The sequence below is a fragment of the Staphylococcus sp. HMSC055C03 genome, assembly GCF_001809385.1.
GTDB lineage: Bacteria > Bacillota > Bacilli > Staphylococcales > Staphylococcaceae > Staphylococcus > Staphylococcus simulans.
In genome coordinates, this window is the sequence record NZ_KV797511.1 from 96923 (window position 1) to 121507 (window position 24585).

At 34.3% G+C, this 24585-nt stretch carries 15 protein-coding genes and 1 pseudogene; 4 read left to right on the forward strand and 12 right to left on the reverse strand.

The annotated features are described in order from the left end of the window. The first annotated feature begins 139 nt into the window (after positions 1–139). Positions 140–4408: an SdrD B-like domain-containing protein gene (locus tag HMPREF2603_RS13685; RefSeq protein ID WP_070502101.1), complete on the forward strand. Its 4269-nt coding sequence runs from the start codon at positions 140–142 to the stop codon at positions 4406–4408. An 89-nt stretch (positions 4409–4497) separates the two neighbouring features. Here HMPREF2603_RS13685 and HMPREF2603_RS10325 read toward each other — a convergent pair whose 3' ends face one another. From HMPREF2603_RS10325 to HMPREF2603_RS10335, 3 genes are all read right to left on the reverse strand, one after another. Next, on the reverse strand, positions 4498–4998 hold the full coding sequence (locus HMPREF2603_RS10325; RefSeq protein WP_060804649.1) for a hypothetical protein: 501 nt from the start codon (positions 4996–4998) through the stop codon (positions 4498–4500). A gap of 149 nt (positions 4999–5147) precedes the next feature. Continuing rightward, positions 5148–5606 carry a hypothetical protein gene (locus HMPREF2603_RS10330; protein WP_060804646.1) on the reverse strand — a complete coding sequence of 153 codons (459 nt, stop codon included), beginning with the start codon at positions 5604–5606 and terminating at the stop codon, positions 5148–5150. Then, on the reverse strand, positions 5590–6423 hold the full coding sequence (locus tag HMPREF2603_RS10335; protein ID WP_060804644.1) for a DUF3100 domain-containing protein: 834 nt from the start codon (positions 6421–6423) through the stop codon (positions 5590–5592). Before HMPREF2603_RS10335 ends, HMPREF2603_RS10330 begins: the two co-directional genes overlap by 17 nt. A gap of 305 nt (positions 6424–6728) precedes the next feature. Between HMPREF2603_RS10335 and HMPREF2603_RS10340 the strand changes: the two genes are divergently transcribed. Next, positions 6729–7616: a hypothetical protein gene (locus HMPREF2603_RS10340; RefSeq protein WP_060804641.1), complete on the forward strand. Its 888-nt coding sequence runs from the start codon at positions 6729–6731 to the stop codon at positions 7614–7616. Positions 7617–7997: 381 nt separating this feature from the next. On the opposite strand, the gene HMPREF2603_RS10345 is transcribed toward HMPREF2603_RS10340, so the two are convergent. From HMPREF2603_RS10345 to lpdA, 5 genes are all read right to left on the reverse strand, one after another. Continuing rightward, complete coding sequence (locus HMPREF2603_RS10345) at positions 7998–9842, reverse strand: DUF262 domain-containing protein (protein WP_060804639.1); 1845 nt, start codon at positions 9840–9842, stop codon at positions 7998–8000. Between the two features lie 687 nt (positions 9843–10529). After that, positions 10530–11783 (reverse strand): dihydrolipoamide acetyltransferase family protein, encoded by a 1254-nt coding sequence (locus tag HMPREF2603_RS10350; protein ID WP_060804636.1) that lies wholly within the window; start codon positions 11781–11783, stop codon positions 10530–10532. An 18-nt stretch (positions 11784–11801) separates the two neighbouring features. Next, the gene (locus HMPREF2603_RS10355) at positions 11802–12842 is read right to left on the reverse strand and encodes an alpha-ketoacid dehydrogenase subunit beta (RefSeq protein WP_060804634.1); all 1041 of its coding nucleotides are present in this window, start codon (positions 12840–12842) and stop codon (positions 11802–11804) included. A gap of 20 nt (positions 12843–12862) precedes the next feature. After that, a complete protein-coding gene (locus tag HMPREF2603_RS10360) occupies positions 12863–13810 on the reverse strand; it encodes a thiamine pyrophosphate-dependent dehydrogenase E1 component subunit alpha (protein WP_060804632.1) in 948 nt (315 codons plus the stop codon). A 23-nt stretch (positions 13811–13833) separates the two neighbouring features. After that, positions 13834–15186 (reverse strand): dihydrolipoyl dehydrogenase, encoded by a 1353-nt coding sequence (gene lpdA / locus HMPREF2603_RS10365; RefSeq protein WP_060804630.1) that lies wholly within the window; start codon positions 15184–15186, stop codon positions 13834–13836. Positions 15187–15625: 439 nt separating this feature from the next. On the opposite strand from lpdA, the gene HMPREF2603_RS10370 reads away from it, so the two are divergent. Continuing rightward, positions 15626–17374, forward strand: a complete 1749-nt coding sequence (locus HMPREF2603_RS10370) for a DUF2075 domain-containing protein (protein WP_060804627.1) — start codon at positions 15626–15628, stop codon at positions 17372–17374. Beyond that, positions 17367–17705 carry a nucleotide pyrophosphohydrolase gene (locus HMPREF2603_RS10375; protein WP_060804625.1) on the forward strand — a complete coding sequence of 113 codons (339 nt, stop codon included), beginning with the start codon at positions 17367–17369 and terminating at the stop codon, positions 17703–17705. The genes HMPREF2603_RS10370 and HMPREF2603_RS10375 overlap by 8 nt, the downstream gene beginning before the upstream one ends. Before the next feature lie 35 nt (positions 17706–17740). Here HMPREF2603_RS10375 and HMPREF2603_RS10380 read toward each other — a convergent pair whose 3' ends face one another. The 4 genes and pseudogenes from HMPREF2603_RS10380 to HMPREF2603_RS10395 all read right to left on the reverse strand — a co-directional run. Then, positions 17741–18970 carry a transposase gene (locus HMPREF2603_RS10380; protein ID WP_060804623.1) on the reverse strand — a complete coding sequence of 410 codons (1230 nt, stop codon included), beginning with the start codon at positions 18968–18970 and terminating at the stop codon, positions 17741–17743. 2240 nt (positions 18971–21210) lie between these two features. After that, complete coding sequence (locus tag HMPREF2603_RS10385; protein WP_031262850.1) at positions 21211–22779, reverse strand: YfcC family protein; 1569 nt, start codon at positions 22777–22779, stop codon at positions 21211–21213. Between the two features lie 490 nt (positions 22780–23269). After that, a complete protein-coding gene (arcC, locus tag HMPREF2603_RS10390) occupies positions 23270–24202 on the reverse strand; it encodes a carbamate kinase (protein ID WP_002480072.1) in 933 nt (310 codons plus the stop codon). A gap of 14 nt (positions 24203–24216) precedes the next feature. Further along, positions 24217–24585, reverse strand: a pseudogene (locus tag HMPREF2603_RS10395) (ornithine carbamoyltransferase subunit F); the annotation flags it as partial.

Below are 24585 nucleotides of genomic sequence, written 5' to 3' on the forward strand. Positions count from 1 at the left end.
GATGAAGAAAGTCTGTCTATTTCAAACACTAGTTCTTCTCCAACGTTCTACAGGAACAATACTGATCGGTTCGGCTTAATTTTTATACCTAATTAGGGATAAAAGCATTGAACGGCTTAAATAGAGAGAGGAGAAACACATGAATAAACAACTAAATAATTTTGAGGCAAAGCACCGTAACAAATATGCAATCCGCCGATTTTCGGTTGGTACAGCATCCATTATTGTAGGTGCTACCTTAATATTCGGTCTTGGTCACGAAGCAAAAGCAGCAGAGGAGATAACGACATCAAACCAGGCTAAAGATTCAACATCAGTACAGCCAGATGAGCCTGCGAAAAATGCAGGGACACCAGATGCTCAGCCGGCAAACATTGATAACACTGAAAATCAATTAAATAATGACACACTAAAAGATCCGATTGAAAATGACACACAAACAGACAACAAAGCAGATACAAGACAACAACTAGAAAATACCTCTAAAGAACCTAAAGTATCACAACCAACTACAGAATCAACACCTACCAAAGAATCAACACCTACTGAACAAAAAAATCCTATTGAAGAAAAAACACCACTTACAGAATCAGCACCAACAATTAATGAAGTACCAACAACAGGCGTACAACCTGAAAACAATCCACAAAAAATTGAAGAATCAGCAGAAGAAAAACAATTAATTAAACCTGTAGAAGCACCTCAAACATTAACTGCATCACAACCTGTTAATCCGGTTGTCGAAACAAGGGGCGGAGAAGCGGATATTACACCGCAAAAAACTCCAGTAGTAACGGCAGACTTATTAAAGCAATCATCTCAAAATAAAGATAAGGACACTATTGAAGCTACAGCACAAAATGCACAAACAACGAGAAATGAAAATATTACAGGTAAGAGCCTAGGCAGTGAACTAACTGTTCAACAAGGTAAAAATGTAAATAATTTAGTCACAGTATCAAATGCTAAAATCAATAAAACAGAAATTGATCCAAATAAGAGTGGTAATTTCCGTTTAGAAGCAGATTATACAGTAAATGGCACTGTGAAAGCTGGAGACTATTTCACTCTACAAATGCCAACTTATGCAAACATGGATGGAGAATTAGATTATTCAGCTGATAATAATAAATTTGAAACAAGTTTGAAGTCACCATCTGGATTTGTAGTTGCAAATGGTGTTTACGATACGACTTCTAAGACATTAACATATACATTTACTGATTGGGTTAATGATAAGCAAAATGTTGCAGGAAGCTTCAGCTTAGCTCAATTTGCGGATCGTAAAACAGCGCAAAAGTTCGGCACATATCCACTAAATTATAGCTTAGCTGAAGAGAAGTTTGATGCTCAAATAACTTATGCGTATGATGGGCATAATTATAGTTATTATCCAGCATCAGTTACTTCAATGATTACAAATGTTGATGCTACAAACAAAACAAATGCTTTTACTGAAGTGATATATGTTAACCCTACAGATGAAAATTTAAGTAGTGCAGTTCTTAATATAGCTCCGAAAGATAATGATAGTAATGCTCTTATTGGATTTAATTATACAAAACTTCATATTTATAAAATTTCAGATTCTAAATTATTAACTGATAGTTATAATTTTGATGAAACAGACTATCAGGACTTGGCGCAAAATTTCCAAAATAATGGCAGTATCTATACTAATTCTAATGGAAATATGGTTATAAATTTTGGAGCTATTGATACACCATATGTAGTAGTAATGGATTCGAAATTTGATCCAACATATAGTTCAGATTTAACTACTAGAGCAACTTTATTAGCAACAGATTTATATGGCTCATCTGCAAGTTATTTCTTTGTTAATAACTTTGTTATTGAGAATAGTTCAGGGACTGGAGATGGGACTGTTGAAACATATAAATTAGGTGATTATGTTTGGGAAGACATTAATCAAAATGGTATCCAAGATATGGGAGAAAAGCAGATTCCAGGTGTTTTAGTTACATTAAAAGATACAACAGGAAAAATCATTAACACAGCAGTAACTGATAAATATGGTAACTACTTATTCTGGGATATCTCTAATGGTGACTATACAGTGGAGTTTGATACACCGGAAGGTTATGTTCCAACTGCTCAAAAAGTTGGTTCAGACAACAAAGTTGACTCAAATGGCTTAGTTGTTCCTGTAACTATTAATGGGGCAGACGACTTAACAATAGACTCGGGATTCTTTAAACCAGTAGTAGCGAAATATAATTTAGGTGACTATGTCTGGGAAGACAGCAATAAAGATGGTATCCAAAACTTAAATGAAGTAGGAATTGCTGGAGTAACGGTCACATTAACAAAACCAGATGGTACAAAAGTAACGACAGTTACAGACGAAAAAGGTAAATATAAATTTACAGATTTAGAAAATGGCGAATACCAGGTAGATTTCGAAACACCAGAAGGTTATAAATCTACATTGATCGAACAAGGAGAGTCTAGAGCGCTTGATTCAGAAGGTACGTCAGCTACAGTGAAGATCAACAATGCAGATGATTACACAATCGACAGCGGATTCTACAAACCGACGGTTGAGCCGACACCAGTTCCAGCAACATACAACTTAGGTGACTATGTCTGGGAAGACAGCAACAAAGACGGTATCCAAAACTCAAATGAAGTAGGTATTGCAGGTGTAACAGTCACATTAACTAAACCGGATGGTACAAAAGTAACGACAGTTACAGACGAAAAAGGTAAATATAAATTTACAGATTTAGAAAATGGCGAATACCAGGTAGATTTCGAAACACCAAAAGGTTATAAATCTACATTGATTGAGCAAGGAAATTCTAGAGCGCTTGATTCAGAAGGTACGTCAGCTACAGTGAAGATCAACAATGCAGATGATTACACAATTGACAGTGGATTCTACAAACCAACGGTAGAACCAACACCAGTGCCAGCGACTTACTCAATCGGAGATAAAGTCTGGGAAGACAGCAGTAAAGACGGTGTCCAAAACTCAAACGAAAAAGGCATTGCAGGTGTAACAGTTACATTGACTAAGCCAGACGGCAGCACAGAAACAACAGTGACAGACGATAACGGTATGTACCACTTCACAAGATTACAAAATGGCGAATACACAGTAACGTTCGAAACACCGAAAGGTTATGAACCAACTAAAGTGAATGTAGGAGACAAAGCATTAGACTCAGACGGTCAAACAGTCAAAGTCGTGGTAGATAATGCGGATGATTTCACAATCGACAGCGGTTTCAACAAACCGACGGTTGAACCGACACCAGTGCCAGGAACATACTCAATCGGAGATAAAGTCTGGGAAGACAGCAGTAAAGACGGTGTTCAAAACTCAAACGAAAAAGGCATTTCAGGCGTAACAGTTACTTTAACTAAGCCGGACGGCAGCACAGAAACAACAGTGACTGACGACAACGGTATGTACCACTTCACAGGATTACCAAACGGCGAATACACAGTAACGTTCGATACACCGAAAGGCTATGAACCAACTAAAGTAAATGTAGGAGACAAAGCATTAGACTCAGACGGTCAAACAGTCAAAGTCGTGGTAGATAATGCGGATGATTACACAATCGACAGCGGCTTCTACAAACCGACGGTTGAGCCGACACCAGTCCCAGCAACATACAACTTAGGTGACTATGTGTGGGAAGACAGCAACAAAGACGGTATCCAAAATTCAAATGAAAAAGGCATTTCAGGCGTAACAGTGACACTGACTAAACCAGATGGTACAACAGAATCAGTTGTGACAGATGCTGAAGGTAAGTATAACTTTACTGGATTAGAAAACGGTGAATACACAGTTAAATTCACTACACCAGAAGGTTACACAGCAACTAAGGTAAATGTTGGTGATCAAGCATTAGATTCAAATGGTTTAGAAACGAAAGTCGTAATCGACAATGCAGATAATTACACAATCGACAGTGGCTTCTATAAACCAGTAGTAGAACCTGAAAAACCAATCACACCTGAGAAACCGGAAGAACCAAAAGTTCCTGAAAAACCAGAGAAGCCAGAAGTGCCAGAGAAACCAGAAGTACCTGAAGTACCAGAAAAACCAGAGGTACCAGAGAAACCGGAAGTACCTAACACGCCAGAAAAACCTGAAAAACCAAATAAACCAGAAGTACCAACTACACCAGAACAACCATCAGAACCTGGTCAACCTACACCACCTAAAGCACCAAAAGGTGATGTAGCCCCTCATAAAGTAGTTAAATCTGAAAAACAACCGGAAAAAGCTCCAAAAGTTTCTAAAGATAAAGCTTTACCAGAAACAGGTGAAGAAGGTACAAATGCAGGTTTAATTGGAACATCATTCGCGGCATTAGGTAGTGTATTCTTATTTAATCGTCGTAAGAAGGAAACAAAAGATCATAAATAATGTATCGCAGTAATACTTTGAATAGGTTTTAATGCATAAGTAATGCCTCCTTAAGCTCACATCATGTGAATGCTTTTGGAGGCATTTTTTTAGTCTAAGTCATAAATTTCTTCGTATCTTACTTCTGTTGCTTGTGGTAACCAAGGCTTGCCTGACATAAAACCAACGTGAGCACCTTCAAATTCTGTGTTCATCAGTTCATCCATAGCTTTTCTTTGCCAATCTCTTTCTCGTTTTCTTCGAAACTTTTCATCTTCGCTCATTTCAAAACGGTAGAGCCATTCAGGAATAAACTTTTTAGGTTTACGTTTCTTAGTTCCAGCGTATTCATTAAGTTCAATAGTGATTGCTCTTTTCTCATAATAGTAAGTGTCATTAAGAAAGATTAAATCAAAGGAGAAGGGTTCAGGTAAGGGGATGCCGAGTTCTTTATACTTTGCTAGGGCGAAGCCTAAGCAATCTTCAGGAGATAGGAGTTCGATTGGAGGAAGTACTTCATGTAGTGATTCTACATCGAAATCTACAAAGAAGTATTGGCCTTCAAGCTTCGGATCATTTTTATAAAATATTGCGACGTATGTGACTTTCATTATCTCAAGTTCTCTCTATATTTATTGTGACGGATCTTAATTTGAGTAATAAACATAGTAGATGTTATTACTTAGAAATTAGTATAAAAAAAGGAAGTCGACGGCACAATCGACTTCCTTTACCTATTCAGTAAACTTGTATTTATAAGTTAAATAATACCTTGTATCTTCAACACAATATGAGCTACGACGGCTGAACCGACATATGTACTCATTAGAATGACCATACCTACAACGATTGTTTTCCATCCTAACTTCGCAAAGTCAGTCCAAGAGTTACCGATTGAAATACCAGCATATGCAACAACTGGTGTAGCTAAAGCCATTAATTCTACGTTGTGTGTCCAACTGACGATATAAGGTGCCGTCGGCATACCAGGAATTGTAAGTACTAATCCAAGTACTCCAATATAAGCAATACTAGGAATGTTAAGAGGGATAAGTTGTTGAAGAATCATACCGACTAAAGCGATTCCCATTAACGCAAGAACACCTGGAACAGCTTTTGAAGGCATAATGTCTTGGCCAACCCAGTTACTAATTAACGCAATAAGTCCCACAACGACAAGCGTCAAAGACCAGTTGATAATATTAGACGTGAGTTTCATGTATATCCCTCTTTCCTTTTGTACTTTTTTGTAGTCTAGCTTTAACCTTCATAACACCATTGTAGTAACGAATTGTTAATGGTAATGCGATTAAGATACCCATATATAATCCTGTTACTGATGTTAATAAGTTACTGACTCCTGAGAATGCTTTAATATCACTAGCATAGCTTGGGAACATTTCAATAATAGGACCAACTGCAGCAGCTGACATAACGCCACTACCAACACCAGTCGCCATTGCGTAAGCCAATGGATGTAAAGGTATGATGGATGCGATCAAACCTGAAAAGATACTAAAGAATATCGCACCGAAAATTGTTCCGAAGATATACATAGACATGACACCACGCCATTCTGGTGATTCAATTCCGAACTTTTCTGTAATTAACGCCATATTTGCTTCTCTACCAATAGAGTGTGTCATACCGATAGCCTCACGACGTAGTCCAAGCATAATTGCTAACGGCAAAGAAAGGAAAATCGTACCTAAGTTACCAAGCTCTTGTAAAACTAATGCTGGGCCTGCCGCGATAATTTTAGGAAGTGCAGGTCCTGCTTCAGTACCAAATTTCGCAATTAAAATAGCAACAGAAATAAAAACCATAGGCTCTGAGTTTTTGGCTTGTTTCTTACCAACCAAAGGAGTGAAATAAGCTAATAAACCTAAGACAACTCCATAAACTACAGGTAATAATAAAATAGACGTAACCCCTAATGGAATATCGAATGGGCCAATTAATTCACAAATCACAACAATGGCTAATACTAAGACATGTAATCGCCAATCTTTCCAGTAGTGTTGTCTTCGATTCATAGTTATCTCCTCCTATAATAATTATTGTAATAATCAGAAAATTGTGTGAATGAACTCATTGTAACGTTAAACATATAGAAAGTGAAGAGGTAAATGACACTTATTTTGCTTTTTTGGTAAACAAAATGTAGAGCAAAAGCATGTATAATTTGTATGTTCGCATTTCCATGCTGATAAATGTATAGAAAAAGGAGAGTAGTTTATGAGTGATAAAAATAAATGTGAGAGGTAGGCGTTCATATTGTAGAAATTGAAGCAGGTTTTAAATCAATCGTTCTAAAAAATATAGAAAAGAAGGACAACAAATGAATACAACATCAAAAGATAGAAATAGGAATGTAATGGATCGATCTACAAAAGAGGAAATAAATGTTCAGAGTATCGAATGTATAAAAAATTGGAGAACGTGTGATGAAAAGGAAAAAGAGTATTGGGCAAACAAGTTCATTATGCTGAATCATCATACTGTTGATAAAGTGGTTGAACAAAATATATTACAGATAAAAGAAACGATTTTAGAAAAGCAAGATTTAATATCGTATGGATATGAAGGATTGCTCAATATAATGGAAAAGTTTAATTTAGATAATGAAAGCTCTTTTCAATATGATAAGTATTTCAGAGTTCAGTATTATGTCAGAAAGAATATAGATGATCACAAATCTTCATATAAAATTCCCACGTTTGAAAAAGAACAGATAAATTATATGAATCGTTTAATGTCGCAAAATCACTTTCTGGATGAAGATAAGTTAGATGCATTGTTGAGGGAGAAGATTGGGGTTTCTGAAAAGCAATTATTCAACTTAAAAAAGTTCATGGGAATGTGTGTTTATAACCAAATATCATTAGATGAAGAAATGGATAATCTTAAAGAAGATGAATTCATTGATAATAAACTGAGGTTTATTGAAAGAGAAACTGAAAATAGCGTAGAGGAAATAGTTATAATTAATCAATTTATTGAATACATGGTAAATCAAGCTAAAGAAGTTTTGCCTACGGATAGATATTTTATAGTATTCACTAGATATTTAGGGATAGATGGAAAAGAACCAGAAGAATTAAAAAACATAGCTAAACTAGTAGAAACAAGCTATAGATATACTGTAGTTATAAAGAACAGTTCAATTTCAAAGATGAAGTTTGCTGCGAGAAGAGGAGAAATCTCCAATTGGTTTAAAGAAGAATAGTGGAATATTGTTTTATGAATGAGTAGTTAGATCTATAAATATTAAATAAGCCTTGAACTTCTATACGAGTTATAGAGATTCAAGGCTTACGTATACTATTAGAAATTTTTATTAAGTAAGTGAACATGGATAAAAGTAAGATAGTTAAGTGAAGTAAATTGTTTTGTATAAAATATTAATGTATGTATAAAATTAGCAAATTAGTAGTAAAAAATATGGTAAGAGACAGGGCAAATTCGCTAATTGTTATAAATGATTAATAAGTTTATCGATAGAAATAAGTAAGTCATGCATACCTGTATGACTCATATAGATGCATGACTTATTCTATTTAATAAAAAATAGTTTAAAAAGTAGTGACGAGAAGATAAGAAGTAAGATCTATGAATATAAAGAATTAGTAAGCTCTTTAATAATTAAATCTCCTCTGGTTTTAATCATATTTATAAGAGAATCATATTCTCCTGCTACTAGATCAAATTCTATTTTGTCTATAACTCGTTTTTCAGGATAACTACTGTATTTTATGTAGTTATATTCGTGAGTATCTTCCTTATTAATATTATCTAAATTAAAAATTTCATACAGAAATTTTTCTTTCTTTTTACGATTAGAGCCTTCATCTAATAGCATTATATTACCTAAAGCACCTGCCGGTATTAAATGATTATTTTTATGTTTATTGTATAACTTTCTTGAGAAAATATGTTCATAATCAAAGTTATCATTTAGACCTTTATAAAAATCAGAGTGAGTATTTGCAATGCATGATATTATCATTTTTTCGTCAGATTGGATATTTACGCTAGATTTATTTATACTTTCGTCGTTCCAACGAAGTAGTTCATTCATAAAAATTTCTTTTGGTAATGCATTTGAATATCTATTGTTTTTATTTATATAAATATCCATTAACTTTTTATCTCCGGTTCCAGACCAGTAATTTCTTATGATGTCATAAATAGAATAGCTAACAATATTATCTAAAATTTTCTGACGCTCTTTTTTTCTTCCTTGTTTTTCTTTTATATATAAACTATCTTTTGTTTCATCAAGTATAAGCGAATATGAAACTTGCCATAATGATGCGAAGAATGACATGATTTGTAAACGGGTAAATGACTTTGTTTCATGTTTTTTCTTTCTTGTTAAAGATGACAAAGTAAATATATTGTCGAATTTATTGTTAATGATTTTATACACACCTACAATTTTACTAACCATATCTTCTATATTATTACCGTTTTTTAAGTATTTATGGAAGTGAGGTAAAGTATTCATTTTAGAGGTCGGGATATCAAATATCATTAACATAGTTTGAAAACCTAATTCGTTACATATGTCTTCACTTATTTTATCAAAGAAGATATACAATTCTTCAGCAAGTATTTTACCTAAACCATAACAAAATTCGGATAAGTTAATTTCACGACTATTTCTCATCTCTTGAGGGTCAAAATCTTCAATAAGTATGCCCCGATCATTATTCAAAGTTTCATATCTATCAATAATATTATCCAAAATTTTATTACTATACTCAGCTTTACTTAATTCAATATTATATTTATCCCAATGAGCTGCAAAAACTTGATATTTTGATAATTTTTTCCCGCCGCTATTCAATCTTTGAAAAACTTCAGCAAGTTGTGTTTCATCACCTTCAAAAATAATGCATGGTATCTTGACTTTGCTAATATTTAATTGGTTATTAAAAAATTCAGTGACTTCTTGTTGAATTTCTGTTATTTCATCACGTATATCTTGGTCATCTAAAGCAGGAAATTTGTCTATCACTTTCTTGGAAAGAGCTGTTGCTCTTGTATTTGGTGAATTAGGATCGTTATTTTGTTTTACTATTTCTAATAAAGTATCTTTAGAGAAATTCACAACTTCGTTAGTGGTACTTTTAGATGCATTTTTATAAAGTCTAGCTATTCTTTCAGCAAATTCATCAAATTCAATATAGTTTGTAGGATTATCTTTGAAATCCAACATTGTAGAATATCTTTGTAGTCCATCTATTAAACTGTATCTATTTTCATTATCTTTAGTTTTTTCTCTTTCGTATTCATACAACAAAATAGAACCAAAGGGAAATCCATCTTTAAGAGTATTAAAAAACTCTTTTTTTTGGTTATTAGACCATACAAGTGCTCTTTGGAAGTTCGGTAAATTTAATTTGCCTTGCAATTCTTCAAAAGTACGTGTTTCAATTCTATATCCCAATTTATCCACTCTCCTCGAGTTACTATTATTTATTAAAAACCCTTTAAAACTAGTACGTAATTTGTGATTCAAAATTTTACGATAAATAAACTTAATTTATATTAATCATATCATTAAGGGTTAAGCAATACTATATTTTGTTATGAATATAAGCATAGATTTGACGACTAGTTATTAATTATTTAGATGAGTTAGATCAAGGAAGTTAAAACACTATTTGTAAACATATTATTATTTATACATATTTGTATAGCGATTTTATTTCCTACTGTTCACAGACATTTATAATTATTTTAAAGAGGGGTTTAGTGTATACTTACTACAATGTTGATGGTGTGTTAGGCGATTAATATAAACAGTTTAAGAAATTAGATGATTAATCAAATGAAGTATTAAATTTATATATTTAGTATAGGAGTAATAATTCAATCATATAAGGAAACATTGTTGTTTGAAAGTGAATAAGGGTCTAGATTTAATGACATGCTTTGTGGAAAAGCAACATGAAGTGGAGCGATAGAAGCATATAATGTATCTAAAGAGAATGTAATAAAATGGTTAGACACAAATGGAATAGATAATATATGAGGGCTAGATGAACTAGTAAATAATGTTGCAACGCCAATTAAATAAAAAAGCATCGGAATTATCGTAAATACTTATGATAATTCCGATTTTATTCATGTTCTATAAAATTAACAAATATGGATTTTCGATATACTTCGCAAGCATTTTTAAGTACTCTGCAGCATCAGCACCATCTAATAACTGGTGATCAAATGTTAGACTGAGTGGTAAACGTTGAATTTGCTTTACATTGCCATCCTGTATAACAACTTCTGATTGCATAGCACCAACACCTAGGATACCCGCTTCACCCACATTTAAAATTGGAGTAAAGTACTCAATCTCACTTGTACCCATATTAGTGATCGTAAATGTAGCACCAGATAAGACAACATCATTAGTTTCACCATTGCGTACTTTTTCTGCAGAATCTTTAATTTCATTTGCTAATGCACCGATGCTTTTACTATCCGCTTCTTTAATCACAGGCACCATCAGTCCATCATCTAATGATGTCGCAATACCTAGATGTACTTCATCAAATTCTTGAAGCTCACCATTTTCATAGCGGACATTAATTTTTTTATACTCTTTTAGTGATAATACTACAGCCTTAGCGAGCAATGCTGTGATAGATAACTTCACATCTTGTCCAGCATTACTTAACTCTGTAGCTAATTTTTCTTTAAATGATAATAATGGATCAGCATTAACTTTACGGTGCAGAGTAAGTTGTGCTGTTTGTTCGAGACTCTGACGCATATTTTGAGCAATACGTTTACGTATTGGATTTAATCCTTCTCCTGCAGTAGAAGATGGAACAGAAGCAGCAGAAGGTGTATCAGTTGTATCTTGACTCTCTTTATCTAATCCATTTTCAAGAACACGCTGTATATCAAGTTTAGTAATTCTTCCATTTCCACCTGTGCCTTCGATACGAGAGATATCTAAATTGTTTTTATCTGCCATATTGCGTGCCAGAGGAGAAATGAATATACGTTCTCCTTTATTTTGAGTAGCACTAACTTCTTTAGGAGATGGAGACTCGTTAGTATCATTTGAATTCACATCTTTTTCTTCAGAAGTTTCATCTTTTTCTGAACTGTTTTCTTGCTCACTTTCTTCAACAGTCTCTCCGCTTTCTCCTATAACCCCAATAGGTGTTTTGACTTTCGCTTCTTCACCGGCTTGAGTAGTGATTTTTATAATAGTTCCGTCAGCAGGGGCTTCAACATCTTGTGTTAATTTTTCTGAACTGATTGAAACGATGATGTCACCTTTATTTACTGAATCACCTTCTTGTACATGCCATTCTTCAACAGTTCCTTCTTTCATTGTCATGCCTAGTTTAGGCATCATAATATTTGTGCTCATTTTATCCACCCCCTTAACTTAAGATTTTACTTTCTTTAAATCAGCAATTAGTTCATCAGCTACATCTAATACTTTTTCTACACTTGGAATGTATGCTTGTTCTAAGTTTTGAGCGAAAGGTACAGGTGTATCTGGAGCAGTAACCTTTTTAATAGGTCCATCTAAGTAATCGAATCCAATATCACCAATTACTGAAGCGACATCTCCAGCTATATTACATTGAGGATTAGATTCATCTATCACAATCAAACGACCTGTTTTCTTTACTGATTCTAATACCGCTTCTTCATCCCATGGAGAAATTGAGCGTAAGTCGATGACTTCAGTTGAAATATTATCTTCAGATAACTTTTCAGCAGTGTCTAAAGCTGTCTGTACCATTTTTCCTATTGCTACAATTGTTAAGTCATCGCCTTCTTGTACAACATTAGCTTTTCCAATTTCAACAATATAGTCTTCTTCAGGGACGTCACCTTTCATACTTAGTAATGTTTTGTCTTCTGAGTAAACAACTAAATTATCGTCTTTAATCGCTGCTAAAAGTAATCCTTTAGCATCATATGGATTAGAAGGGACTACTACTTTAACACCAGGAATACTAGCAAAAATATTATATAGTGTTTGTGAGTGTTGCGCCGCGGCACCAGCGCCAGCACCATGGACAGTTCTAACTACCATTGGAATCTTGGCTTTACCGCCAAACATATATCTCATTTTTGCACCTTGGTTTAAAATAGGATCAAGTCCAAACCCGATAAAATCATTGAACATTAATTCTGCCACAGGTCTTAAGCCTGTTGCAGCAGCACCGACTGCGGAACTTAAAGTAATATGTTCAGCGATAGGTGTATCGATCACGCGATTACGTCCATATTTTTTAACTAATCCCTTTGTAACACCGAATACACCGCCGAATGAATCATCATCTTGTAAGTGATCTACATCTGCACCGCCGGCTACATCAGTACCAATTAATATAACGTTTTCGTCTTGTTCCATCGCAATATCCATTGCTTCGTTTACGGCTTTCATAAATGTGATTTTACGTTCTTCTCCCATTGTCAGTTCCCCCTTTAAGCTTATGCAAATACATCTTTATATAAAGAATCTAAATCTGGTAATTCACTATTTTCACCAAATTCTACTGCATCTTCTACAGCTTTTTTCGCAGCTGTTTCAATTTCATTTGCTTCATCTTCAGTTAACAAGTCATTTTCAATGGCATATTTTCGGAATTCTTCAGTTGGATTACGATCAGCATTTCGGTCTTCTTTTGATTTTACTTTTTGTTCATCGCCTTCAAAGTGTCCATACTTACGATAAGTATCACACTCTATAAGCGTAGGACCTTCGCCATTTTTAGCACGTTCGATAGCTTCTTTTGCTGCATCATATACTTCTACTACATTCATTCCATCTACATAAACACCAGGCATGTTATAAGCTGAAGCTCTCTCAGCAATTGTTTCTGATGCACTTGCATATTTATGTGTAGTACCTTCACCAAATTGGTTGTTTTCACAAACGAAGATAACAGGCAGTTTTAAAATCGAAGCGAAGTTTAAGCCTTCATGGAAGTTTCCTTCGTTTGCTGCACCATCTCCAAAGAAGCATACAGCAACATTATTTTTGCCTTGGTTTCTTAAAGAAATACCAGCACCAGTTGCTAAGCCGAAACCGCCACTTACAATACCATTGGCACCGAGCATACCTTTATCTATTTCTGCCACGTGCATTGAGCCACCTTTACCATGGCCTAAGCCGTCTCGTTTACCCATGATTTCAGCCATCATACCGTTTAAGTCGCAACCTTTAGCAATAGCATGTCCGTGTCCTCGGTGTGTACTCGTGATATAGTCATCATCTTCTAATAAAGCCATTACACCCGTTGCGACACCTTCTTCGCCAACGTATAGATGCACGAATCCAGGGATTTCTCCTTTACCAAATATCTCATGTACTTTGTCTTCAAATTCACGGATTTCATTCATTGTTTTATAGATCCAGCGTGCTTCTTCTTTATTCATAACTAATTCCCCCTTAAAAATAGCTATTTATGAATTGCTTTATTTAGATAACTATCTGCAGATTCTCCCATTACTTCTAAAAGAGAAGGGTGAGGTTGAATCACTTGCGATAATTCTTCTATTGTTCCTTCAGATACTTTTACACCTAGCAGTTCACCAATTAACTCAGTAGCATTAGGCCCGGTAATAAAACCACCTAATATTTCACTATATTGAGTATCAATAACGAGTTGAATAAAACCATCTGTCTCTCCCTCAATCAAAGCTTTAGCATTACTTTGGAATTGAGCTTCGACTGTTTTAACTTTATAACCTTGTTCTTCTGCTTGTTCTTGAGATAAACCTACTGAAGCGGCTTCCACACGCGTATAGATACAACGTGGAATCATTTCATTTTGAATTGCTTTAGGTTTTAAACCAGCAATACTTTCTGTTGCCACGATTCCTTCAGCACTCGCAGCATGAGCAAGCTGATAACTATTTACTAAATCTCCAACGGCATAAATGTGTGGGATGCTAGTTTGATAATTTGTATCAACCTTTAAAAATGATTTTTCATCTTTTTCGATATTGAGTTTATTAATGACTTGAAGGTTCGGTTTTCTGCCAGTAGCGACAAGCAGGGTATCAAAGTTAATATCTTTTTGATCTTTTAATTGGATATGATCTTGGGTAACCTTATCAATTGTGCATTGCGTTAAAATTGTAATGTCTTGAGAATCTAAATGTTCTTTTAATACGGAGCGGATTTCTTTAGTTTCAGTGAGTAAGATATCATCAGCGACTTCTATAATTGTCACTTTAACACCTAAGTCAGCCATTGATGATGCGATTTCTGTAGCAATAACGCCACCACCAATTACTGCTAATTGCTTTGGTAGTTTTTCGATTTTGAAGATAGTGTCTGTAGTGTGATAGTTTGTTTCTTTTAGTCCAGGGATAGGAGGAACGAATGGAGTACTGCCAGTTGCAAGAATAATGTCTTTAGCCTTGATGGTTTGCTGATCAACTTTAATGGTTAAGTCTTCGTTTACAATTGCTTCACCCTTAATCTGATCAACTTTGTTTTGTTTAAGTAAATACTCAACACCGCCAGTTAATTGAGAAATTACTGTCTTCGATTTAGAGAGCAATTTAGAATAATCTATGTCTAAATTTTCAGTGTGTATTCCCCAAGAGTCAGCAATGTTAATGTTTTGAACTTTTTTACCATATTCTAATAATAATTTGGATGGTATACAGCCAACGTTTAAACAGGTTCCCCCAAAATACTGTTTTTCAACGATAGCTGCTTTTAAACCTAATTGTGCTGCTCGAATAGCAGAAACATAACCACCAGGGCCAGCGCCAATAACAACTAAGTCATATTGTTTCAAATTATCGCCTCCTTAATATAAAAGGTGGAAACAAGTAAACATTCACTATGTAAGCGCTTACTTAGTTTATTCTCATTTTACTTAATATTTTCTAAATATTCAAATAAATATGTGCAACTCTAAAAAATTTACAGGAATATTGAGTAGCAATTTGTGATAAATCAATGATTAGTATTAAAGTTAGAAGCATTCATCGATTAAAAATTACAACTGATATGTAATTACTGTTTATAAAATGAGAATCAGTATATAAAGGCTAAAATTAAAGAGAACGGTATTAAAAGAACATGAAAGAAAAATACATTGTGTATAAATGTATTTTGGAAGCTGAATCGTATGGTGGTTTTATTGTTTTCCTATTCACTGACACTTATAATTATCTTAAACGGGTGTGTAGTATTTTATTACTACAATATTAATGGTGTATTAGGTGATTAAAATGAATAGGAAAAGAAAGCCGATAATTAAACAAATAAAGTATTCAATGGAGGATTTAAATCATTTTGTGGACGTATGGGAAGGCTCTGAGGATTCGAAGTATCTGTTGAAGTATCCTACGGTTTATATCATTAATGATGATAAGCAAAAGGGTTTTAAGGTGTATGTAGGGGAGACAGCTGATATTAAGGAGCGTACTTCTCAGCATTTATTGACGGATGCGAAGACAGTACCTTATTGGGCAGATTTTTCGTTGTCGTTAACGTCGACTATGTATGTGATTGGTCATCGCTATTTCAATAAATCTCTAACGTTAGATGTGGAGAATCGTTTGATGCAGTATTTATCAAGTGTTGATAGCATTGAATACATCTATAATAAGAGAGCAAACCAACAAAACGATTATTATACAGCTGATCAATTAGATGATATCTTTACGGATATTTGGAAGAAGTTGAATAAAGAGAATAATATTTTGTTCCCAGTAGAAAGTATTATTAGAGATTCAGCGATATTCAAAGCTTCCCCGTTTCATAAATTGACTCAGGAACAAAATAAAGCTAAAGAAGCGATAACGGGTAAGATTAAAGTAGCGTTACATAATAACTTAGAAGAACAGCTGGTGTTGGTAGAAGGTGAAGCGGGTTCAGGTAAAACTGTATTAATGAGCAGCTTATTCTTTGATTTAAAACGTATGTTGTTAGAAGAAAATGATAACCAGCCTTTAAGTGTGTATTTGTTAGTCAATCATGATGAACAATTAAAAGTTTATCAAGAAATTGCGAAGAAATTAGGGTTGTATGATCCAAAGAATAAAAAACAAGCGATAGTAAACAAACCTACCAGCTTTATTAATCAGCGCAGTACTGAGGATAAAGTAGATGTAATCATTGTAGATGAAGCGCACTTATTATGGACACAAGGTAAGCAATCTTACCGTGGACAAAACCAACTGAAAGATTTAATTGCCCGAGCAAAAGTAGTTATTGCGGTATTTGATAGAAACCAAATCTTAAGTACTGAACAAGTGATAGAAGCAGACCAGTTAGAAAAATTGGTGTCAGAAACTAAAGCAAATAACAATCACATACATCTTAATAATCAAATGCGCATCAATAGTAATGAAGATACTGTAGATTGGATTCGTCGCCTCATAGATAAACAAACCATTGATAATATTCCTGAAGATGATAAGTATGATATTAAAATATTTGATCAACCTAAGCAGCTAGAACAAGCAATACGAAATAAAGCTCAATCTCAAGACTCTGGTATTTCACGTTTACTCGCAACGTATGACTGGAAGTATAATAGTAAAGCACCTGAAGACGCGGATTATTGGCGTGTACGTATTGGTGAATGGAGCATGCCTTGGAACAGTCAACTCAAAGTTAGTAAACGAGAAAAATCTTTATCTTGGCCTGAACAAAGTCAAACTATTGATGAAGTAGGTTCAACATTTACCGTACAAGGCTTCGATTTAAATTATGCAGGTGTGATTATTGGTCCATCTGTTAAATTTAGAGATGGTAAAATTATTTTTGACGGTTCAGAGAGTTATAATCAAAAAGCAACTAGAAATAGAACACTCTCAGATAACACTAAAGCTAAATTCACAGAAGAATTGCTTAAGAATGAATTAAACGTCTTATTAACACGCGGCGTCAACGGCTTATATATTTACGCAGTAGATGAAGCTTTACAAAATGAACTTAAACGTGCCGCTAATGGAGGTATAGACCATGAATAATATAGAACAACTCATCCAAGAAATTAATGATTTTCGTAATGCGAGAAACTGGAGACCTTATCATAATGAAAAAGATCTCGCAATTTCTTTATCGCTTGAAGCATCTGAACTTTTAGAACTGTATCAGTGGAAACAGCCTGAAGAAGTCAACGAGACAAAGCGTGAGCGTATCGCTGAAGAGTTGGCAGATGTCTTGATATACAGCTACATGATTGCGGATAACTTAGAGATGAATATTGATGATATTATCCGCGAAAAGTTGAAGAAAAATGCGATTAAGTATCCAGTAGAGAAAGCTAAAGATTCAAATAAAAAATATACAGAGTTATAACATGTGAGGACTGCTTAGCGCAGTCCTTTAATTATTTAATAGAGCTCTCTGTTTTTAAGTTTTATACGTTTAAAGAAGTTGTTGAACTCCAAGTGTTTCATAAAACAAGAAATCGCCAGCTCTGCTGATTCTGGGCTCGCATAAACATAAGGGCATTCACTCATTTTTTTAACTTCTTTATTGATACGTTCTGCGCTATTACTTGTCAGTACATAGTTGTAGTTAGGTGCGACAGGTATTGTCAGATACGTAAAGCAGCTTTCAAAGTATTGATTTAATAAATTTATACCTTCCTCAAAACTTGAATAGTCTTTCGTTATTTTTACTAATTCTTTTTTGATTTCTACATTGACTTGATATTCAGTATTAGGCTCGAATAGTGCAGCTACCAGTTGACGTGCTTGTTTCGCAACGTCTTTTGGTGGTTCAGCATAGTCATCAGTATTTAAGACACGTTCAAAAGCTTCATTCAACGCAATTCTCATAGATCTAGAACATACTTGATATTTCATCGTTGGAAAATGTTTTGAACATATTTTCATTAAAGCAGGTGATAGGTCAGCTGAAATCATTAAAGGCGGATTCATCCCACGATTTTTCAATTCATTGAAGAGTTGTGTCCAAACCACATTTTCTTCTTCAAAAGAAACAGTCAAAGTTAAAATATCTCTATATCCATATTCATTGATGCCAGTGATTGTATAGAGTTTCGCAAAGTCAATATGTGCACCGTCAAATACAGGGAGTTGAAGGGCATGCGCATGAATAAAGTGATAGTGAGTACAATCAAGCAAACGTTTGCGCCATGTATTTGTTTTAAGACTCAATACACTTTTTAAATGAGAGATGTGAGATTCAGTGATGGAGTGTCCCCAAAAATAATAGAGCGCATTATGAATTGAACCTTGTGTTAAACCATGAACATGATTTTCCAGCAATGAAATACACATCGCTGCTTCAGGTAATGCATAACTTAAGACAACAGAAGGTTCGAATTCAGTGAACAGACGTTTAGGAAAGTTGATATCCAGTTGCCCCATTTTAAGACGATAACCTTGTTGGTAAGCCTCAGTAGTTAAGTTTGAGATAGGGATATAATTGTCACGTAATATTTTTACTACGTTGAGTGGATATTCATGATGAAGATGTTGTGTTAAAGAAATCAACTCTTTCTTTGAATCAATATCCATGTTGCTTTCTTTGATTTCAGAAACTAAGTTTGAAATAGGGTAGGTCATGTGCGGTTCTTTATGAAATTGAGTCATGAAAATATTCTCCTGTCTGGATGTCATTGAATTAATAATGTGTAAGCTAAATTGAAAGTAAATTAATTTATAGTCATGTAGAGCTTATTCATAAGCGCACACCTGTCAGTGGGAAGTAAAGATTGAAGTTATGAATTGTGATACTCGTAAATTCATGTATAGGGAGTATGTATTGGATAAAATATGGCATATTAAAATTTCCTTTCTCTGATGTCTAGAATTAATATGGTTTGGAAATAACTGCGATAATCTTAAACAAGATTGAGTTGTGTTATGTATCAATTGCGTGTTTCTAAGTTGTTCAGTTAGTTTGTGAATCAATTAGAGTATTACTTGAAAATAAAACTACAATGTCGACTGTCGACTAAAGGGAAAATAATGTGATATTAACGTAAGAGGAAATGGTATTGAACGCTATGAAATAAAGTGAGTGGGATATAGTGTTATATCAAAGTGATGTACCTCAAAGAGAGGTAATGAGATAGTTGAATTATAAAGTGCTTTTTAATTTTTGTAAACACCTTTTTCGATAAAATAATAAAACAGTTTGATAATACTGAATTTCAAACAATGAAAAAGGACTTAGAATATAAACAGAGAGAATGTTTGAATGCCTTTAAATAGCTGCTTAATATGATTTTAAAACGGTTGATGTATTTAATGAGAAGCTAACCATTCTTTTGATTAATTGAATATATTGCAAACGATAAGAAGATGTATGTTTTTATCAGAAATTAAAGCGTGGTTACATTCATTTAAAATTTAAAATATTAGATTGACAATAGAAATAGGGGAGTGCTAAGATTTTAGCATGTAGTCTTTCCGAGAAGCTACATAACCGTTTCTAGCATGAGACTAGACATTCTATTCTGATTGGGCTGGATCATAAAGTTATCTTTATGATCTGGCCTTTTTGCTTTGTTAGAAACAAAAAACCGCCCAAAAAGGGCGGGTCATCAAGTTGTGAATTTAAAAGTTGCGCTTCAAAACAAAAAAGAAAATGACAGCATCTTTGTCTTGCTTTGAAGACAAGAAAAAGTATATAGGATAACTTTTGATAAGTAAAGAACTTTTATTAAAAAAATCACGATAATATTTTACTTCATATATAGCGAAAAAATTATCGTAAACCACAAAGGTTTTTTCAACACTAAAACTCGAAAAACACAAATTCAAGATTTTTTTGATATTGCTAAATTACTTTAATCGTTGTTGTGGTGCGGTTTTAGAAAAATAACATTTTTTACTTTATGATAGTGATAACCACCAAGAAATTGTATGAAACCGTAATGATTGTAAAAAAATCCATAAAAATTTTAAGATTTTTCTTGACTATCAAAAAACATGATGCTAATATTTAGCCATGCACAAGACAAACACCTCTCAAAAAAGGAATCCAACTTTGATACAAATTGAGAGAAAAACAGGCCAAAGTCCAATTTGTATTTGCAGCTGTGAAAGGTGCGCGTACTGTGCAAGATTGAATTGCTGAGTTCATAAATAGAGATCGAACTTCATGAAGGTTTAACAGCACAGTAATTCAATTGACCTGACCGATTAGGTTTGTAGCTGGTAAAAAAATAACTAACGAAAGGCAATCTTTCGCATAACGGTTATATTATTTCTGGTTAGAAATCCAGTTAGACAAACATCGGTATTAGAAATTCACTCCTTCTTTAAGGATACAACTATTATTTACAAGTTCGTATCACAATGAGATATAGAAAATTTGTAATACAAAATTCGAGAGAAAAAGAAAATGAATTTTTATTTGAGACATAGAGAGAGAAATCGTCACAAATAGGATGCGTAAAAAAGTTAGTGTCCCTATTATTATTAAACACCATATAGGTGGGTTTAAATTGATGCAGTATGAGAAAAAGAGAATTACTGCAGCGGTTTAAACCAAAGCTTTAAAATTAAGTAGAATTTTTTAAGATATGTTGGATGCGTATCGTAAAAATCATTAGATTTAATAACTTTTTATCATTCATAAGTGTGGAGGCTTATCGTAATTGTTTACGATGAGCCTCTTTTATTTATACATAAATTTGTTATTCGTCAATGTAATAAAATATTACTTGTTCAGCGATCCATTATTTACTATCACTTTTTTTACTGGATAGGTACACTAATTTTACTGTTTTACTAAAAAATCATGAGTTTCTTCCTATTATAAATGTAAAAGCAGAGACCTATTCAGATCTCTGCTTCAGAATACCTATTTAATTTTGTTTTAATTATGAGTAGATTAATACTTGTGTTACTAACATTGCACCACCGAATACAAGTACGAATACTACAACTGGCCATACGAATCGGAACCAGTGTGAGTATCTCATATCCAACATTTGTAATGTTGCCATTACAAGTCCTGTAGGTGCTAAGAATAACATTGCGTATTGTCCGAATTGATAAGCAGTTACAATAACAAATCTTGGAATGCCAACAGTATCTGCTAGCGGTGCGAAAATCGGCATAGACAGTACTGCTAGACCAGAAGATGATGGTACGATAAATCCTAGGAAGAAGAAGATAATCAATAAGATAATAATGAATATCGGACCACTCACATGAGATACGATGTCAGATGAGAATTTCAAGATTGTATCTGAAATTAACCCTTCATTCATAACTAAGTTAATACCACGCGCTAAACCGATGATTAATGATACACCTACTAAACTAGAAGCACCATTAATAAAGGCATCGACTGTTCCTTTTTCTCCTAATCCTTGTTTACCCATACCTGCAATGAACATGATAATAATCGTTACAGATAAGAACATTGCGGCCATGACTGGGAACCACCAACCTTGAGTCATTACACCCCAAACCATAAGTGGGAATGGGATAACGAACAAGATTAAAATGATTTTCTTACGCCAAGTGAATTGATCCGCATGTGCATCTTTACCCATAACAGACCATTGTTCATTGAATTTCTCACGGTCTTCATAAGAGTAAGAAGCTTTTGGATTCTTTTTGATTTTTTGTGTATACCAATATAAATAACCAATAACAAAGATTGCACCAATGATACAACCTGCGATACGCCAGTATAGCCCTTCAGTGAAGGCAATACCTGCAGCGTTAGAGGCGATAACTACTGAGAATGGGTTAATTGTTGAGAAGGTTGTTCCGACGGAACTGGCCAAGAATATGGCCCCTACACAGACAATTGAGTCATAACCCATTGCTATGAATATTGGCACTAGTATTGGATAGAAGGCGACGGCCTCTTCTTCAATACCACACAAGGTTCCTCCGAGTACCATCAGGATAGAAACCATGAAGATGAGCATAAACTCATGACCTTTAGTCTTTTTCGTTAACGCAAGTAATCCAGATTCAAATGAACCACTGGCACTTACAACACCAATCAGTCCACCGAGTACAAAGATGAATACCATAATATCAACGGCTTCAATTGTTCCGTGAACCATTGCGCTTGTAATTTGGTCAGGTCCTGCTGGATTTTGTTTTAATCTTTCGTAAGTATCTGGGATAGAAATAGGTTTATTAATTGCGCCGGATTCAAACTGTTCTATGTTGATTTTGACGCCCATTTTATCTAATTCTTCTTGGGTTCCCGGCACTTTCTTAATTTCTTTATGAGGGTTTTCAATTTTTAATTGATCAGACCCTGGTTCATAAGATAATTTAGAATACGCACCCGCTGGAATCAGCCATGTCGCAATAACAGCAACGATTGTTAAAATGAACAAAATGGCAAAGGCACCAGGCATACGAAGTTTAAATTTTTTCTTCTTTTTAGGGGGCTCTGTTGATTCTTTAGCAGCATCCATTTGATTTGCATGATCCATTATAATCATCTCCTTATAAGCAAGGGAATCTCAAAAATGCAGTTATCATATTCGAATGTCAGATAAAAAAGACAAGATACATTTTATTCAGCCCATACGCTTTATTTATATATTAGTTCCAGCTTCAAATGTCATAGAGACTATCGATAGATATATAGACTTTGACATTCTTCGGCTGTTAAATTTATATTCAAAAGCTATCCAACGCAGGACTTAAAAAAGTTATCAAAGATTAAAGTGTAAGAATACTCTTTATTTTTGCGTAAAATTTTTTTGAATCAGCGAGATCCGCTCATTCAAAATTCTGTGTATGATAGGACTTGAATATAAATTATGTAACAAAATATTTATAAAAGGCCTGAACAAGTTGTAACAAATGTGAGATTGTTCAAGCATGTTCAGGCACTTTTTATAATCAATATATCTGTCATGATTCACTATCTATTGAGCATTACCTACCATCAATAGCGAATTATTTTGTAATCACTGTACCCACTTTGCCTTCTAATGCAGCATCTAGATTTTCTAGAGAAGTAATGAGTACTTCGCCTTCTGGATTCTTTTCAATGAATTGAAGAGATGCTTCAACTTTAGGTAACATACTACCTTTAGCGAATTGACCTTCTTCAATATATTTTTCCATATCAGCAGTAGTGACTTTAGTTAATTTTTCTTCGTTTTCTTTACCGAAGTTGATGAAGATATAATCGACTGCAGTTAAAATGATTAACTTATCAGATTTGATGTGTGCCGCAAGAATCGCACTTGATTTATCTTTGTCGATTACTGCGTCTACACCGTGTAAGTCGCCGCGGTCGTCTTTAACAACAGGGATACCGCCGCCACCACCAGCAATAACGAGTGATCCGTTATTGATTAAATCTTCAATACTTGGTAGCTCAACAATTTCAATTGGCTGTGGAGAAGGGACTACACGACGGTAGCCACGACCAGAATCTTCTACGAATGTGTATTTACGTTCTTTAGCAATTGTATCTGCTAAATCTTTGTCATAGAATTTACCAATTGGTTTTGTTGGATTTTCAAATGCTGGGTCTTCTTTAGAAACCACTGTTTGTGTGACTAAAGTCACAACAGGTTTCTTAATATCTAAATTGTGTAGTTCGTTTTGTAAACTTTGTTGTAGCTGATAACCAATGTACGCCTGACTCATTGCACCACATTCTGGGAATGGGAAGGCTGGACCTTGATCATGTTCTGCCGCAAAGTTTAATCCTAGGTTGATACTGCCGACTTGCGGACCGTTGCCGTGACTGATGACTACTTCGTGGCCTTTTTGAATCAATGCTACAAGTGATTTTGATGTGTTTTCCACTAGCTTTAATTGTTCTTGTGGGGAATTGCCTAAGGCATTTCCTCCTAATGCTACTACGATTTTAGCCATACTTTATGTCCTCCTTATCCAATATCTCCTAGAGTCGCAACCATCACAGCTTTGATAGTGTGCATACGGTTTTCAGCTTCTTGGAATACTACAGAATGTTTGCCTTCGAAGACTTCATCTGTAACCTCCATTTCTTTTAAGCCGTGTTTATCAAAGATTTGTTTACCGATTGTTGTGTCAGTGTTGTGGAATGAAGGTAAGCAGTGTTCGAAAATAACATGTGGGTTACCTGTTTTTTCGATCATGTCTTGGTTTACTTGGTAAGGTTTCAATAATTTGATACGTTCTTCCCAAACTTCGTCTGGTTCACCCATAGATACCCAAACATCTGTGTAAAGTACGTCTGAACCTTTAACACCTTTATCGATGTCGTCTGTTACTAA